This is a genomic window from Actinosynnema pretiosum (genome assembly GCF_002354875.1).
Classification (GTDB): Bacteria; Actinomycetota; Actinomycetes; order Mycobacteriales; family Pseudonocardiaceae; genus Actinosynnema; species Actinosynnema auranticum.
Window position 1 is genome coordinate 5012662 of sequence record NZ_CP023445.1, and the last position, 15999, is coordinate 5028660.

A 15999-nucleotide genomic window follows, 5' to 3' on the forward strand; every position below is an offset into this window, starting at 1 on the left:
CCCCGGTGGCGGGATTCGAACCCGCGTGCCCTCGCCTGCGAGACGAGTGCGACTGCCTCTGCGCTACGACCGGGGCATTGCCGGGGATCGTAGCCGGTCGGGGGCCCTCCGGTGCGGACCGCGGCTGCCGGGGTGGCGGGAGTCGAACCCGCGTCCTCCGCCCCTGGAACGAGGAACGGCGCGTCTACCTCTGCGCTACGGCCCCGGCATTGCCGATGATCTTACCGGGAACGTCGGGGTGTCCGGGCGGCGGGATTCGAACCCGCGTGCTCCACCCTGGCAAGGTGGGACGACTGCCTCTGCGCTACGACCCGGACAGCTGAGCATCCTAGCGGCGGGAGCGCGGGTTCACAGCCGCACCGAGGAGTTGTGCTCCCGCACGATCCGCCACCCGTCGGCTCCGCGCCGCCACACCAGGGAGGTGGTGGTGCGCAACCGGGAGCGGGTCCCGTCGGCGGTCTCCAGGTCCACCTCGAACACCAGGGTGGAGGCGGCCAGGTCGCCGGACTCCAGCACGTGCGGGCCGGAGACGACGGTGTGGCGGGCCAGGCGCAGGTCCCGGAAGGCCGGTTCCCAGACGGCGCCGTACTCGCGGGCGGTGCGGGCGGTGCGGTGCTCGGGGTCGAAGTCGTCGTAGAGCAGGACCTCGCCCTCGGCGTAGTGGCGGCCCTGGGCGGCGGCGAAGTCGAACGGCGGGTCGTGCGGGGCGCGCTCCCAGCCGAAGACCCAGTCCCGGTGGAGCTGCTCGACGGTGGTCATGGGGGGTGACTCCCTTCGGTGGTGGACGGGATCGACGCTAGGCGCGGGTGATCACGCGGACCAGGGTGCGGCGCACCCACCCGGCGGAGCGGAGCGGCAGTGGTACGTTCGTACACATGCCGAGGGACTACTTCGCGGGCGACCCCAGGACCAACCGGGAGCGGATGCTCGCGGGCGAGCCGTACATCGCCGACGACCCGGAGAGCGAGCGCATCGCGCGGCGGGCGCTGGCGCTGCTGGAGGAGTACCGGGTGGCGTTCACCGCGAGCCGGGACGAGGAGGCGCGGCGGCTGCTCGCCGAGGTGCTGGGCGAGGTCGGCGAGGGCGTGGTGGTGAAGCCGCCGCTGTTCGTGGACTACGGCGAGAACATCCGGCTCGGGGCGCGGACGTTCGTCAACTACAACCTGACGGCGCTGGACGTCGCGCCCATCACGATCGGCGAGGACTGCCAGTTCGGGCCGGGGGTGCAGCTGCTGACCCCCACGCACCCCGTGGAGCCGGAGCCGAGGCGCGACAAGCTGGAGGCGGCGAAGCCGATCACGATCGGGGACAACGTGTGGTTGGGGGGCGGGGTGGTGGTGTGCCCAGGGGTGACGATCGGGGACAACAGCGTGATCGGCGCGGGGGCGGTCGTGACGCGCGACGTGCCCGCGAACGTGGTGGCGGTGGGGAACCCGGCCCGCGTGGTGCGGGAGATCGGCGGGGAGGGGTGAGCCGGGTTCCCCGGTCGACCGGCGGGTGGGGGCGGGCGGGGCTAGGCAGGTGAGCGGACCGGCGGTCGAACCGCGGGACCAGCCGCCCGTCCGCGCGCATCGCGCGACAGGCCTCCGACCTCGCCGGGCTCACCGACCGCACCCCGGAAAGCGGCGCCGCAGGTGAGCACGTCGACCGGACCGCGGTGGCCCGTGGGCATCACCCCCTGCGCGCCGCGGTGGTGACCGCCTCGGCGAACAGCTCCGCCAGGCCGATCCCCGCCGCGGCGGCCATCGTCGTGATCACGCTCGTCGGCGCGAACGAGCAGTACAGCCCCGCCTCCAGGAACCACGGCCGCCCCTCCGGGTCGACCCGGAAGTCGAACAGGCTGTAGTCGCGGCAGCCGAGCGCCTCGTGGCAGCGCAGCGCCTGCTCCTGCACGGCCGCCGTGACCGGGTCGTCGTGGTCGACGATCCACGAGCGGCCGTCCGCCTTGGCGACCAGGGACAGGGAGCCGTCGCCGTCGTCGGCCAGCTTGTCGGCGCGGGGGCGGACGCCGGACGGGAGCGGGTACTCCTCCAGGGGGAGCGGCGTCGGGACGCCGGACCTGACGAGCACGCCGCAGCGGACCTCGCGGCCCGGTGGCACGTAGCGCTCCACCAGGGCCCTGCGGCGCGGCGAGCAGGCGAACGCCGCGTCCAGGGCCGCGCGGTAGTCGGCGCGGTCGCGCACCAGGGCCAGACCGTCGGAGTTGTCGGCGTCCACCGGCTTGACCACGAACGGCGGCGGGAGCGGGCAGGGGTCGGCCCCGGTGACCACCCGGCCCTCCGGGACGGGGACGCCCGCCGCCGCGACGACCGCGCGGGTCATCGCCTTGTCCGCGCCCAGCGCCATCACGTCCGGCGGGTTGCCGGGGTACGGCACGCCCAGGGCGTCCAGCAGCGCGCGGAACGTGGTCATGCCGGGCAGGCAGAACAGCTGCGGCACGGCCACGTCCACCGACAGCGACTCGACCACGCCCAGCGCCTCGGGCAGCCCCACCGGCCGGGCAGCCGCCAGCGCCCGCGGCGTCAGGTCCGCCGGGAAGCGCCAGCGGCCGTCCGGGGTCACGTGCGCCACCAGGAACTCGTAGCGCGCCGGGTCCGCCGCCGCGCCGAGGCAACCCCGACCGTACACAGTGGACAGTTCGGCGAAGAACGGGCTCACCGGCGAACCGGTCAGGTGCAGAACGCGAAGCACAGGTCAGTCCCCCGAGGGCGCCACCAGCTTGCCGATGTTGAAGTCCACCCGCACCCAGTCCTGCCCGCGCGCCAGCGCCCGCAGCAGCAACAGCGGCACGTGCACGTGGTGCAGCAGCAGGAACGGCAGCGGGTCGGACCAGTCGAACACCGCCTCCTTGCCGCGCGCCACCACCCGCAGCCGCTCCCGCGCGGTCCCCGGTTCGGACAGGGCCCGCCACAGCTCGTGGAACAGCCAGTACGTCGGCCTGCTCGACGGCAGCGGCCGGATCTGCGGCGCGTCCGGGTCGAGGTAGGCGCGGGCCAGGTCCGGGTGGTCGTGGAACATGGTGATGGCGCTGTGGGTGCGCGGGTTGCACTCAATGGCGAGCGCGCGCCCGTCCGCCGACTCGATGAAGTCGAACGACACCTGCCCGGTCACCCCGGTGGCCTCGGCGAAGGCCCGCACCCAGCGCTCGATCCCCGGCTTGTCCACCATCTCGTAGTTCACCTGGAACGCCGAGGACTCGCAGCACCCGTAGACCACCACGCGCCCGTTCCGGACGGTGCTGTGCGTGCAGTACTCCTTGCCCGCCACGAACTCCTGCAGCACCCACGGGTGCCCGTCCCGGACGTCCTTGCCGCGCAGGAACTCCAGCGTCGCCTCGGGCGTCGGTCGCGGCAGCGGGGTCAGGTCCAGCCGGTTCACCGGGTCGTACGGGATGCTCTTGAGCACGTGCGGCCCGTCCAGCCCCAGCTCGAGAACCTGCTCCGGCGCGGTGATCCGGTACGAGCGGGGGACCGGGAGGCCCAGCTCGGCGGACAGCTCGGCGAAGCGGTGCTTGTCGTCCAGCAGCTCCACCACCTCCAGCCCGGCGTGCAGCACCTCGCACCGGGTCGCCAGCAGCGGCGCGGCGGCGGCGTCGTGGACGCTGGACGCCGGGCTGCACACCGGCACGAACACGTCCACGCCCTCCCGCTCCACGATCTCCAGGAGCGCCCGCGGGTAGCGGGGATCGGCCGAGTCCGGCACGACGTGGAACGCGTCGACCGCGCGGGAGAACCGGTGCGCGGTCAGCCGGTAGCGGGCCGTCTCCACCAGCACGACCCGGTGCCCGGCCCGGTGGAACGCGCGGGCGAGGTGCAGCGCCTTGGTCATCTTGCCGCCGGTCAGCAGCACCGTCCTCGGCAGCCTCGGCGTCGCCCGCGCGGGCGCGGGCCGGACCGCCGCGCGCAGCGCCGCCACCGCGACGAGGGCGGCGCTGAACGGCAGGGCCGCGAGCAGCAGCGCGAGCGCGCCCAGGGTCCGGGAGACCCGCCCGGCCCCCGAACGCCCCGGCTCCCGGCCCGGAACCCGGTGCGGGGCGGCAGCACCGCTCACGGCTCCCCCGTTCCGGGCGTCACCCTGCGGATCAGGGTGAGCCCGTCGCGCACCGGCACGAGCACCTGCGCCACGTCCGGCCGCTGCGCCACGTGCCGGTTGAACCGGTCCACGGCCGCGCCCACCGCGTCACGGGCGCCGGGCAGGTAGGTCTTGCCCTGCATGAGCGTGTTGTCCACGCACACCAGCCCGTGCGGCGCGAGCAGCCCGCCGTCCAGCACGGCCGCGAGGTACCCGGTGTACCCGGCCTTGTCGGCGTCCACGAACACCAGGTCGAACGGCTCGCCGCCCACCAGCCCGGCGAGGGTGTCGAGCGCGGGCCCGACCCGCACGTCGACCTTCCCGCCGTGCGGCGAGGCGGAGAACCGGTCCCGCGCGAAGGCCGCCACGTCCGGGTCCAGCTCGCAGGCGACGACGACCCCGTCGTCCGGCAGCTCCTCGGCCATGGCGAGCGCCGAGTAGCCGGTGAACATGCCGATCTCCAGCACCCGCCGCGCCCGCAGCGCCCGCAGCAGGGTCTTGAGCAGCTGCCCCTCCACGTGGCCGGACAGCATCTCCTGCTCCAGCGCGACCCCGCCGCCCCTGCCCCGCCAGTCGTGCTCGGCGGTCCTGGCGGCCAGCTCGCGCAGGGCGGGCGACTCCGGCGTGGTGCACCGACCGGCGTAACCGTCCACACCGGACGCCAGTTCCGCGGCGGCGGTCAGCTCGGCGGCCACGTCGGGCGGCAGGTCGGGCCGCCGCGCCAACCGGGTCAGGGTGTCGGCGAGCAGCGCCACCGGCGTCACGGGGCGGGGCGCGCCCGGCGCGGACACGGCGCCGGGCGCGGACCCCTTGGTGGGCAACGGGTTCACGCGGCACCGCTCCTGGTGACCCGCACGTCCTCGCCCGCGCCGCCCCTGGGGTAGCGGGCGACCAGCTCGCGGTGCGCGGCGAGCCCGTCCAGCAGCTCGGCCTCGGTGAGGTCGTTGACGAAGCAGCACGTCCCGATCGGCCGGGGCATCGCGGCGCGCTGGAGCCCGTCGCGGGTCTGCACGATCGACTCGGTGGCCGCGCGCAGCAGCTCCGGCGTCAGGTGCGGGCTGTCCAGCGACAGGCCGACCTTGCTCAGCAGCCAGAAGATCCGGTCGCGCTCGCTGGTCGCCAGGTAGCCGCGCCGCTCGGCGATCGTGCAGGACAGCGCCATGTCGACGCTGATCGCGTGCCCGTGCAGGTAAGGGGTTTCCGGGGCCAGCTCCAGCGCGGGGCTCCAGGTGTGGCCGAACGCGATCGCCCGGTCCAGGTCCAGCTCCCGCAGGTTCGGCGCCTCCAGCGCCAGCATGGTGCCGATGGCCTCGTGGGTGACCCTGCGGGCGGTCTCGCGCAGCTGCGGGGTGCCGTCGACGGTGCCGAACGAGGTGTGCAGCAGGTCCTCGCCGTACTTCTCCAGCAGCCGGAACACCTCCGCGTTCGCCACCACGGCGATCTTGACCAGCTCGGCCATGCCGTTGCGGACCTGCTCGGTCGGCAGCGTCTCCAGGAACGAGAAGTCGAGCACGACCTCCTTGGACGCGTGGAACGCCCCGAGCCGGTTCTTGGTGCGGCCGTGGTTCACCGCGACCTTGATCGCGACGCTGGCGTCGATGAGCCCGATCAGCGAGGTGGGCACCCGCACGTAGTCGGTGGAGCGGCGGAACACCGCGCACGCGAACCCGGCCACGTCGGTCAGCAGGCCGCCGCCGACCACCAGCACGGGTTCTTTTCGGATGAGCCCGAACTCCCCGAAGGCGTCCACGATCCGCTCGACGGTGCGCAGCGACTTCTGCGTCTCGTCGATGGCCAGCGGGAGCGCGGTGAGCGCGATGCCGTGGTGCTCGAAGTAGGCCCGGATGCGGTCGCCGTGCAGGCGGTGGACGTTGGCGTCGACGATCATCAGGCACCGGCCGTGCGCGCGGTGGTGGTCGGCGATCCGGCTGCTCTCCGGGGAGAACGCCCCGTCCACGTAGGTCAGCAGGTAGTCGCGCTCCTCGACGGCGCGCACCCGGAAGTCGTGCTCCGTGGCGGTGACCGTCGCGGTGAGGTTCGTCGTCATGGCTCTTCCCGTCGGCAGGAGGGCAGCGCCGATCGCGGCGCGGTCCCGCCGTGCGGGAACGCCGGAGCGCTGCGAGGAGCGGTGGGGGGCGGAGCGCCGACCCGCGCGCGGTTGCCGACACCTGCGCGGGGAGTGCTCGGGAGAGGGCCGTGTGCGGGCACGACCTGAGGGAGCGCCGCGTGCGCGCCACCCGTTTTCTCGAGCGGGGCGCTGCGGCCGGTTCGTGTTGTCGGCGAACGCTGAGGACGCTACCGTCACGCTCCGCTGTGGAGCAACACGCACAGCGCGCACGCCCGGCGCGCCACTCGATCGGCGGCAAGCGCTGTCGGGCGGCAGGGTGGTGCGCGTCCGGTCGTCGTGCGGAACCGCCGCAGAAGTGGTCTGATCCGCCCGCCGCCCGGCCGAGCGGGGTCCGCGGGGCGGCGGGCGCGGCCGTCAGCGCGCGGCGAGGCCGTTCTGGTAGGCCCAGACCACGGTCTGCAACCGGTCCCGCGCGCCGATCTTGGTCATGGCCCGCCCCAGGTGCGACTTGACCGTGCTGGGCTCGATGAACAGCGCCTCGGCGATCTCCACGTTCGACCTGCCCTCGGCCAGCAGCACCACGACCTCCCTCTCCCGCGCGGTCAGCAGCTCCTCGACCGCCGGGTCGACGGCGGGCGCCGGGGCGCGGCGGGCGAACTCGCCGATCACCCGGCGGGTCACCGCCTGGTCCAGCAGGCCGTGGCCCGCGGCGAGCTTGCGGATCGCGGAGACCAGGTCCTCGGGGTCGCAGTCCTTGAGGACGAATCCGCTGGCGCCCGCCTCCAGCGCGCCGAACACGTACTCGTCCAGGTCGAACGTGGTGACCACGAGCACCGGCGGCGGGTCGGCCAGGGTGGTGGTGATGCGGCGGGTGGCGGTGAGGCCGTCGCCGCCGGGCATCCGCACGTCCATGCAGACCACGTCCGGCTTGAGCCTGGCCACCAGGTCGACGGCGCCGGCCCCGTCGGCGGCCTCGCCGACCACGCGCAGGTCGTCCTCGCTGTCGAGGATGACGCGGAAACCGGCGCGCACGACCGCCTGGTCGTCGACGAGCACCACGGAGATCACGGGGAGGGCCTCCACCTTCGGGGTCAGGTCGGGAGGCCCACCATGACACACCAGCCGCCCGCCGCCGTCGGCGCGGCGGTGAACGCGGCCCCGATCAGCTGCGCGCGCTCGCGCATCCCGATCAGCCCGACCCCGCTGCCCGGTCCGCCGCCCGGCTGCCGGGGCCGGTCGTTGACCACCTCCAGCTCGACCTTCCTGGGCAGGTAGCGCAGGCTGATCCGGACGGGCGCGCCGGGCGCGTGCTGGCGGGCGTTGGACAGCGACTCCTGCACCACCCGGTACAGCGCGATGTCCGCGATCGGCGGCACCGGCCGCTCCGGCCCCTCCCGCACCAGCTCGACCCGCGCGCCCAGGTCGGTGGCGGTGCGCACCAGCCCGTCCAGCGCCTCCAGGCCCGGCACGGGCGCGTCCTCGCCGTCCGCGCCGCCGCGCAGCACGCCCACGACCGCCCGCAGGTTGTCCAGCGTCTCCCTGCCCTGCCCGCGCAGCCACACCACGCCCTCCTTGGCGGCGGCCGGGTCGCGGTCGATCAGCCGCTCCACGGCCGAGGCCTGCACGACCATGCCGGACAGGTGGTGCGCGGCCACGTCGTGCAGCTCGCGGGCCATGCGGGCGCGCTCCTCGCCGATGGCCGAGGCGATCCTGGCCCGCTGCTCGCGCTCGGCCTCGTCGGCGCGCAGCCGCAGCAGGAGGGCGTAGCGGCGCTGGGTGGCGAAGTAGTTGCCGACGAACACGCCGCCGACGAACGTGAGCAGGCTGGCGGTGGCGTGCCCGAGCAGCGCGGTGAGGGGCGTGCTGGGCAGCTCGGGCTCCAGCGCGAAGCCCACGACCATGCCGGGCAGGGACGACACCCGGCCGAGGGCCAGGGCGCCGACCGTGATGACCAGCTCCAGGGCCGACGCCGCCGCCGCGACGGCGACCGCCCGGCGCACCGGCAGCAGCGAGCCGAGCGTGATGGCCGCGACGAACGGGGCGAGCCCGCGCACCGAGGCCGCGTCGGGCGTGGCGATCGTGACGGCCGCCTGGGTGACCGCCATGGCCGCCATCAGGGGCAGGGGGGCGACCCGGCGCAGGCACAGCAGCAGCGCCTGCGCCAGGACCAGCGCGCTGATCGCGATCTTGCGGGTGGCGCTGAACAGAATGGGCGACGAGGGCAGGTCGACCTCGAACAGGACCAGGAGCATCCCGGCGCTGAGCGCGGCGACGACCACCGCCAGCAGGCAGTCCCTGGCGAAGGGGCCGGTCACGCCGATCCGGGTGAGCAGTCGGTCGAGCCTGCCGGAGGGCTGGGCGCCGCTGGGGTGGTCGTCCATGTGCGTGAGCGTCCTCGGTGCGGCCGGGCGCGCGCCGGGCGGGGTGGCCCGGCGCGCGCCCAGGGGGTCAGTAGGAGATGTCCGGCGCCAGGAAGTTGAACTCCACGGCGAACCAGCCGAGGCCGATCAGCGCCAGCAGCACCAGCGCGCTGCCGACCACCCTGGTCCACCCGGTGCGGCGGCGGACGTCGTCGTGGAGGCGCACGCCCGCCGGGATGACCGCGAGCAGCGCGAGCAGCTGGAAGAGCTGGAGGACGCGGATCTGCGCGGCGGGGATCTCCTGGAGCTGCATCAGGCCCGTCACCGAGACGGCCCAGCCCGCCAGGGCGAGCACGCCGGACAGGGTGCCTGCCTTGGCCAGGACGCGGGCGGGGCGACCGGCGCGGTCACGGGGTGCGACGCCCGTGCTGCGGCGGGCGACGGCCGCGATCGGCCAGGAGACCACGGCCAGCACGAGGATCACGAGCGAGCCGAGCAGCACCGGCAGCACCAGGCCCGCCGAGCGCTGCGCCGGGGTGGGCAGCAGGGTGAACGCGTCCTCGTACACGATGCCGGTGACGCGGCCGTCCTCGGTCCGGGTGGCCAGCACGCGCTGGCCGCCGACCTCGCGCCAGGTGTGCTCGCCGATGGCCTCGTAGACGGCCGGGCCCTCGGAGGCGGGGCCGGGCTGGAACAGCAGGGTGCCGTCCTCGCGGGCGGTCGCGGTGGTGCGGCCGGTCAGGTCGATCGCGGAGAGCAGGGTGGAGTCCATGCGGCGGGACGAGTCGTACTCGCCCTGGACGCGCGCGGCGAGCTTCACGGCCTCGTCGCGGGCGAGCGGGGCGGCGTCGTGGTCGTACTCCATCGCGGGGGCGCCCCCGGTGCTGGTCCCCCCGGCGCCGGTCCCCTCGGCGCCGGTCCCCTTCGGGAAGTAGCGGTCGGCGAAGCCGTTCAGGACGGCGTTGCGCACGCCCTGCACGCCGCGGTCGACGCCGGTGCTGTTGAACGAGACGAACAGGCCGGTGCCCTTGCCCGCGCCGCCGCCGGGGTAGAGCTGGAGGTGCGAGTGGAAGAAGTTGGTGTCGCCGCCGTGGCCGATGATCCGGTGGCCGTTGCGGCTCTCGTCGAAGAAGCCCAGGGTCATGCGCGGGCCGTCGGCCAGGCCGCCGAGCTGCTCGGCGCCGAGCGCGCCCTGGTGCATGAGCTTCGTGGTGGCCTCGTCCAGCAGCGGCGTGCCGCCGGTCTGCGCGCCGAGGTGGGCCAGCATGAAGCGGGCCATGTCGGTGGCGGAGGAGGTCAGCCCGCCCGCGGGCGAGGTGGTGACGGTCTCGACCGGCTGGGCGGTGGGGTTGGCGGAGTCGTTGTAGCCGCCGGACATGCGGTCGGCCAGGCGCTCGGGCAGCGGCTGCTCGAACGAGGAGGAGGTCATGCCGATCCGGTCGAAGACCTCGCGCTGGACGTAGTCCTCGAACCGGGTGCCGGTGACCCGCTCGACCAGGTAGCCGGCGAGGGAGTTGCCGTAGTTCGAGTAGGCGGGGGTGGTGCCCGGCGCGTAGACCTGCGTGGGCGGGTCGGTCACCAGCTCCTCGCGCAGGTTCGCGCGGACGCCGTCGAGGCGGATGAGGTTGGTGACGCGCTCCTCGAAGCCCGCGGTGTGGGTGAGCAGGTGGCGGGTGGTGATGGGGGTGTCGAACTCGGTGGGGAGGTCGAAGTCGAGGTACTGCTTGATGTCGGCGTCCAGGTCGATCTTGCCCGCCTGGACCTGCTGCATCACGGCGGTGGCGGTGACCAGCTTGGACACCGAACCGGGCCGGAACAGGTGCTTCTCCGGGTCGACCGGGGTGGGGGCGTCGCCGGTCCCGGCCAGGCCGTAGCCGCGCGCGGTGAGGATTTCGCCGTCGTGGACGACGGAGACCGTGGCGCCGACGACCCCGCCGGTCTCCATGCCGGAGGGGATGACCCCGTCGAGCCAGGCGTTGACGTCGGCCTCGGTGAGCCGGGCGGTCTCGGGCGCGGCGGGGGTGGTGACGTGCGGGGCGGGCCCCTGACCGGGCGCCGCGCCGCAACCGGCGAGCAGCGCGGCGGCGGCGACCGCGACCAGCGCGCCCGCCCTGCGCGAACGGGCGGCGCGCGACGGCGCCGAGGGCCTCGGGGGTGCGTCGTGGGGGCTCACGTGCTCGGTGCTGCCTTCCGGGATCGGGTGTGCCGGACCTCGGTGTGCGCGGTCCGGCTTCGGTTGTCCTAGAAGCTATTGCGGGCAGCGGGGGCGGGTCTTCTGGCGCAGGGCGGGGATCGGGTTGCGACTTGAGTAGGAGGTCGCCTCCTGCGCGGGGACGACAACCCGGTGGGGGGAGGTGGGTGGGCGGTTCGCGGGGCGGGGCGGTTGAGGCCACAGTGGACGGTGGTGGGGCACGGGTGAGCGCCCGGTCCGCCGGGGTGCGGGCCGGGCGCTGCGCGTCACGCGGGGGTGTGGTCAGGCGGTGACCGGTCGACTGCCTGCGCGGTGCCACTGGAGGATCAGGGCGGTGACCTGGAGCGCGGTGCAGAGCAGCACGGACAGCCAGGTGCTGAGGAACGAGCCCACCGCGCCGTAGGGGTCGTCGACCAGGTCGGAGAAGCTGTACCACGCGCCCTGGGCCAGGGAGCCGACGAAGTAGCCGGAGACCAGCACGGCGGGCGCGACGACGAACAGCAGGCGGGCCGCGACGGACCAGCGCGGCGAGGTGACGACCAGGACGACGCCGATCAGGTACCCGACGGGCGGGAGCAGCGCGGGCCCGATGAGCAGCAGCACCAGACCGGCGATGTCGATCTTGGTGAGCGGGAGTCGTGCAGGCTGTTCGACTGCCGGGGCCCCACCGCAGCAACGCCGCCGCCACCACCCTCACCGCTGTTGCTGTTGCTGTTGCTGTGCGCACTGGCGCTGCTACTGCCGCTGTTTTCTGCGCGGGGCAGAGGATTCTCGGTGATCTCGGCGTCGACGATCTCCTGCGGGCTGCCCAACCGGTCGAGCACTCGGACGGATCTGCGCCTCGGTGTACTCGTTCACGCGCGTTCCCCCTCACCCTCGATGACCAGGTCGACCGAGTCGCGCAGCACGGCCCAGTCGCGAGCGAACCGCTCGACGGCCGCGACCCCTTCGGCACTGGCGCGGTAGTACCGCCGAGGCGGCCCGCTGCCGCCCTCCCGCCACTCGGTCTCGACCAGTCCCTGCTTCCGCAACCGGGAGAGCAGGGGGTAGACCGTCCCCTCGCCCGCGATGAGCCCACGCTCCCGGAGCACCTCGACCAGCTCGACCGCGTAGCGCTCGCGCTCGCGGAGCAGGGCGAGCACGCAGTGCTCCACGACTCCTCGGCGCATCTGCGCCAGCGGACTGCGCTCAGCACCCCCGGCTTCCATGCGACACACGTTACCTTGCACCGCAAGGTAACGGCGACGCCTGCCAAACCCGCAGCTCAAGGCACTACCGCCCGCCAGGCAGCAGATCCGGACGGCGTGCTCCCCACAAGCCTGGGCGGCGAGGGGCCGACACGACCTCCTCGGCGGTGCACCCCGCCCCAACCGCCCCAGGCCGCCCTCGGTCACGCGTCCGCCCACCCCGCCCAGGTCGCGCCCCTGCCTCAGCCGTCTCGGACGCGTCTCCGGCAGTGCCCCTCTCCCTTCCGCCTCCCCCTTCCCGCCTACCTCTCCCGCGCCTTCCTGCCCCCTCCCGCGCGGTCAGCGCTGTGCGGTCACTCCCGCTCGGCCACCTCCGCTCGGCCACCTCCGCGCAGTCAGCTCCGCGCAGTCAGCTCCGCGCAGTCAGCTCCGCGCAGTCAGCTCTGCGCAGTCAGCTCCCGTGGTCACCTCTGCAGTGCCGTCGCCAGTGCTGCCAGCGCCTCGGAGAGCTGGACCGGGTTCTGGTCGGCGAACAGCGGGGGGTGGTCGGGGGCTTTCGGGTTGTCCTCGGTTCGCCCGTGGAGCAGGCGGACCGGGCCCACCTGGATGTCCGGGAGGCTGTCGAAGGAGCTGTGCGGCAGGTCGCGGGACAGGGTCAGCTGCATGACCACGTCGTCCGACGGGTACGACGCGAGCGACTGGCCGTAGTTCCTGCGCTCCCAGCCCTGGCGCAGCAGGCCGAGGAGTCTGCCCGGCTTCGCGGGGACGCCGTCGAAGCGGGTCACGGTCGAGCCCGCGCGTTCCTCGTCGGTCAGCGTGAACACGCGTCTGCCGAGCTGCTGGAACGGCTGCACGATCTCGTAGTCGGCGAACAGCTCCGACCACGCCGCGACGTCCGGGCCCAGGTGCACCGGGTGGGTGATGCGCAGGAGCGCGTCGTCGGGCAGGGGGACGGTCGTCTCGGACAGGTCCGCCGCCGTGCCGTCCTCGGACAGGCGGAAGTGCGTCACCCGGTCGCCGTCGAGCAGGGACAGCACCAGGCGCTCCACCGGGTCGCGCAGCAGCGGGTGGCCGAGGATCACCTCGCGGAACTCCCGGACCGTCCACGTCCGCCCCGACACCATCGCCCGCTCCATCCGGGCCAGCTGGTCGCGGGCGACCGTGCGGATTCCCCTGCACAGCGCCTTGAACCGGTCCTGCGCGGCCTGCGCGAGCTCCGGGTCGTCGGTCGCGGCGAGCTTCGGGGCGCTCTTGCGGCGCTTGCCGTCCGCGGTGACCAGCAGCGGGGTGAGCAGCTCGTCGAACGCGAGCGTGAACCGGCGCGGGCCGTAGTCGAAGACCTCACCGGCGGTGAGGCCGAAGTCCGGGACCACCAGGTCGGCGAACTGCTCGCCGGTGAGCCCGAGCTTGGCCGAGACCTCCTGGACCCGCGCCCGCGCCGCGCGCTCGACGCTCGTGAACTTGGCCTTGCGCGCGATGGTGTCGAGCTGGTGCATCGCGACCTTGGTGCCGATCCCGACCAGCGCGTCCAGCCCCACCACGGCCCGCTGGTGCGCGCCCTGACCCGGCCAGGCTCCGGCCAGCTCGCCCAGGTCGACGGCGGTCCGGTCGTCGCCGAGGAGCCCCTGGGCCTGCAGCACCCAGAAGTGCTTGGGCTCGGCGCCCTCGCGCAGCCACAGCCGCAGCAGGGCGAACCCGAACCGGGCCAGCGGCTCGGGCGCGCACACCCGCTTCACCGGCTCCAGCCCCGCCGCGCGGGCGGCGGGGGCTGCGGCGAGCACGCGCAGCAGGTTCCGGACCGCTGACTCGGGCAGCGCCCGGCCGTCCGCGAGCAGCACCGGCGGCAGCGCGGGCACGGCGGCGTCCAACCAGTCGGGCAGGTCGGGGGCGTGCGAGAGGAGGACGTCGAGCGGGTCGCTGTCCAGCAGCACCCGCACCGCCGCCTCGGCCTCCGGGCCGTACTCGGCGGCCACCGCCAGCACCTCGGCGACGCGCTCGGGCGTGGCGACCACCCGCAGCGCGGCCTCGGCGTCCCGGCCCGCGGGGGTGGGGCGGTTCGGGTTCGGGCGGTTCAGCAGGGCCGGGATCAGCGGGCGCAGGGCTTGCGCGCCGTGCCGGGTGAAGTGCTCGGTGGCCTGCTCGACGGGACCGCCCCGGCTGGTGAGCCAGCGGGCGAACCGGGGCGCGCTGCGGGCGTCGGTGAGCGGGAGGAGCGCGGACGCCACGACGTGGTCCTGCGAGGCGGGCGCCCGCCACAGCAGCGTGGCGGCGGCGTGGCCGCGGGTGGCGACCAGGCGAGGGCCCCAGTCGGGCAGGTCCCAGAACGACGCGGGCTCCCAGCGCTCCAGCAGTTCGGGGAGCAGGTCGGGCGGCGCGTTGAGCAGCACCGCGTGCTGCCGCTTGGCCCCGTACTCCCCCGCGATCGTCGCCCGCACCGCCTCCGGCCAGTCGATCGACGGGGTGGGAGCGGGATCGGGCGCGGTGGCACCGGACGCCGGGGGCGCGGCATCGGCCCCCGGCGAGGCGGCGCCGGACCTCAACGAGGCGGGAGCGAGATCGGGCGCGGTGGCGGCATCGGCCCCCGGCGAGGCGGCACCAGACGTCAACGAGGCAGGAGCGGGATCGAGCGCGGTGGCGGCACCTGACACCGGGAGTGCGGCGGCGGCCCCCGGTGAGGCGGCACCGGACACCGGCGAGGCGGCACCGGACGTCGGCGAGGCGGCACCGGACGTCGGCGACGCGGCGGCTCCGGGGTCCGGAGTTCCGGACGGCCCGGCGGGGCGCGCCGAGGCCGCCGAGGCGGGCGTGGCGAGTTCCGGCAGGCCCGTCGTCCCCACCAGGTGCGCGGGCAGCGGGCGGGACGCCCACTCCTCGCGCTCCCCCGGCAGCCACGACTCGCCCGGCCGGTCGATCACCCGCAGGCCCTTGACCCTCGGGAACTCCACCCGGCGCGCCTCCCACGGCGGGTCGGCCAGCGGGCGGGGCAGGTCGGTCGGGGGCGCCTCCGGCAGGCCGTGCCCCTTCGGGGCGGGTGCGGCGGGGCGGAGGCGGGACGCGCGCTCCGGGAACAGCTTCCTGGCCGCCCGCAGCGGGGCCGGGTGGGCGTCGGCGTGCTCGACCACGACGGCGAACGCCGCGTCCGACGGGAACTCGGCGACCAGGTCGAGCACCTTGCCGCGCAACGCCTTCGTCAACCTCGGCAGCAGCGACACCAGCCTCGGCAGCGCCGCCTCCGGGCCGATCGCGTCGACCAGGGTCGGGAGCGCCCAGCCGCGCGAGTCCAGGCCCTCCAGGTCGCTCAGGTGCAGGAACCGGTCCAGGTCGTCGGGGGTGCGCGCGCTCGCGGCGAGCATGGCGAAGTCGTTGCCGGAGCGGTGCGGCGCCGGAGCGCCGACGCGGGCGAACAGGTCGTCGGCCCACGCGCCCTCGTCGGGCGCCAGGAACGACGCGAGGACGCGCGCGGCCATGTTCACGTCGCGGTGCGGCTGCATCGCGGCCAGCGCCGCGGCCCGGACCTCGTCGGGCGCGGTGGCGAGCGCGTGGCGCAGCACCACCCCGCCCCGGTCGAACAGGAGGAGCGAGGAGTAGGGCGCGTCCGGGTCCGCCCTCTCGTGGCGCCAGGCGGTGCGGCCGTCCACGAGCACCGGGCCGCCGTCCATCCGGATGCCCGTGGCGGCGAGGACGGCCTCGGCGGCGAACGGGAGCCCGTGCCTGTCGATCCAGTCGACCACCAGCAGCGCCAGCGCCTTGCCCAGGCTCGACGAGTGCACCCTGGCGAACAGCGCGTGGTAGAGCAGCGCCGCCCCCATGGGCTCGGGATGACCGGCGAACAGGGCGTTGAGCGCCGCGTAGTGCTCGCCCGACGGGTGCACCGCGTCGCGCGCCCTGCCGACGAGCGCGTTGACCACGGCCCGGTCCTGCCCCGTGGCCACGACCGGCGCGCCCGGCCCCCGACCGTCACCGCGCCGGGGCAGCACCTGCCGCGCCCGCGCGGCCCCCATGACGTACCCGTCCACCGTGGACACCCGCCCCCTCGCTCGGAATCGCTGGTCAGGACGCTAGCGAGAGGGTCTGACAATTTCCGGGGACCGGGGAAGCCGGTCCTGCGGTGTTCGCCCGATC

General features: G+C 74.8%; 12 protein-coding genes and 2 tRNA genes. 1 reads left to right on the plus strand and 13 read right to left on the minus strand.

Going from position 1 to position 15999, the window contains the following annotated elements; genetic code table 11:
* The 3 genes from CNX65_RS21305 to CNX65_RS21315 all read right to left on the minus strand — a co-directional run bounded on the left by CNX65_RS21305 (window position 1) and on the right by CNX65_RS21315 (window position 759).
* Window positions 1–74: transfer RNA gene (locus CNX65_RS21305), tRNA-Ala, on the minus strand.
* A 167-nt stretch (window positions 75–241) separates the two neighbouring features.
* Window positions 242–315: transfer RNA gene (locus CNX65_RS21310), tRNA-Gly, on the minus strand.
* Window positions 316–348: 33 nt separating this feature from the next.
* On the minus strand, window positions 349–759 hold the full coding sequence (locus CNX65_RS21315) for a YybH family protein (RefSeq protein ID WP_096495342.1): 411 nt from the start codon (window positions 757–759) through the stop codon (window positions 349–351).
* 116 nt (window positions 760–875) lie between these two features.
* Between CNX65_RS21315 and CNX65_RS21320 the strand changes: the two genes are divergently transcribed.
* On the plus strand, window positions 876–1472 hold the full coding sequence (locus CNX65_RS21320; protein WP_096495343.1) for a sugar O-acetyltransferase: 597 nt from the start codon (window positions 876–878) through the stop codon (window positions 1470–1472).
* A 199-nt stretch (window positions 1473–1671) separates the two neighbouring features.
* Here CNX65_RS21320 and CNX65_RS21325 read toward each other — a convergent pair whose 3' ends face one another.
* The 10 genes from CNX65_RS21325 to CNX65_RS21370 form a co-directional block, all read right to left on the minus strand.
* Complete coding sequence (locus CNX65_RS21325; protein WP_096495344.1) at window positions 1672–2691, minus strand: D-alanine--D-alanine ligase family protein; 1020 nt, start codon at window positions 2689–2691, stop codon at window positions 1672–1674.
* Between the two features lie 3 nt (window positions 2692–2694).
* Entirely contained in the window at window positions 2695–4050 is a 1356-nt protein-coding gene (locus CNX65_RS21330) for an ATP-grasp domain-containing protein (protein ID WP_232519939.1), read from the minus strand.
* The gene (locus CNX65_RS21335; RefSeq protein WP_096495345.1) at window positions 4047–4901 is read right to left on the minus strand and encodes an O-methyltransferase; all 855 of its coding nucleotides are present in this window, start codon (window positions 4899–4901) and stop codon (window positions 4047–4049) included. The genes CNX65_RS21330 and CNX65_RS21335 overlap by 4 nt, the downstream gene beginning before the upstream one ends.
* Window positions 4898–6118, minus strand: coding sequence for a sedoheptulose 7-phosphate cyclase (locus CNX65_RS21340; RefSeq protein ID WP_096495346.1), 1221 nt, complete (start codon window positions 6116–6118; stop codon window positions 4898–4900). Before CNX65_RS21340 ends, CNX65_RS21335 begins: the two co-directional genes overlap by 4 nt.
* A 435-nt stretch (window positions 6119–6553) precedes the next feature.
* Entirely contained in the window at window positions 6554–7207 is a 654-nt protein-coding gene (locus CNX65_RS21345; RefSeq protein ID WP_096495347.1) for a response regulator transcription factor, read from the minus strand.
* A 23-nt stretch (window positions 7208–7230) separates the two neighbouring features.
* Window positions 7231–8520: a sensor histidine kinase gene (locus tag CNX65_RS21350; RefSeq protein WP_096495348.1), complete on the minus strand. Its 1290-nt coding sequence runs from the start codon at window positions 8518–8520 to the stop codon at window positions 7231–7233.
* Window positions 8521–8587: 67 nt separating this feature from the next.
* Entirely contained in the window at window positions 8588–10672 is a 2085-nt protein-coding gene (locus CNX65_RS21355; protein WP_096495349.1) for a serine hydrolase domain-containing protein, read from the minus strand.
* 300 nt (window positions 10673–10972) lie between these two features.
* Complete coding sequence (locus CNX65_RS21360; RefSeq protein ID WP_096495350.1) at window positions 10973–11293, minus strand: hypothetical protein; 321 nt, start codon at window positions 11291–11293, stop codon at window positions 10973–10975.
* A gap of 251 nt (window positions 11294–11544) precedes the next feature.
* A complete protein-coding gene (locus tag CNX65_RS21365; protein WP_096495351.1) occupies window positions 11545–11898 on the minus strand; it encodes a PadR family transcriptional regulator in 354 nt (117 codons plus the stop codon).
* 443 nt (window positions 11899–12341) lie between these two features.
* Complete coding sequence (locus tag CNX65_RS21370) at window positions 12342–15902, minus strand: DUF4132 domain-containing protein (RefSeq protein ID WP_157767769.1); 3561 nt, start codon at window positions 15900–15902, stop codon at window positions 12342–12344.
* Window positions 15903–15999: the final 97 nt, after the last annotated feature.

Excerpts from the sequence above, each read along its gene's own strand:
- CNX65_RS21365 (WP_096495351.1), bottom strand. The coding sequence starts at position 11,898 with ATGGAAGCCGGGGGTGCTGAGCGCAGTCCGCTGGCGCAGATGCGCCGA.
- CNX65_RS21350 (WP_096495348.1), bottom strand. The coding sequence starts at position 8,520 with ATGGACGACCACCCCAGCGGCGCCCAGCCCTCCGGCAGGCTCGACCGA.
- CNX65_RS21315 (WP_096495342.1), bottom strand. The coding sequence starts at position 759 with ATGACCACCGTCGAGCAGCTCCACCGGGACTGGGTCTTCGGCTGGGAG.
- CNX65_RS21340 (WP_096495346.1), bottom strand. The coding sequence starts at position 6,118 with ATGACGACGAACCTCACCGCGACGGTCACCGCCACGGAGCACGACTTC.
- CNX65_RS21320 (WP_096495343.1), top strand. The coding sequence starts at position 876 with ATGCCGAGGGACTACTTCGCGGGCGACCCCAGGACCAACCGGGAGCGG.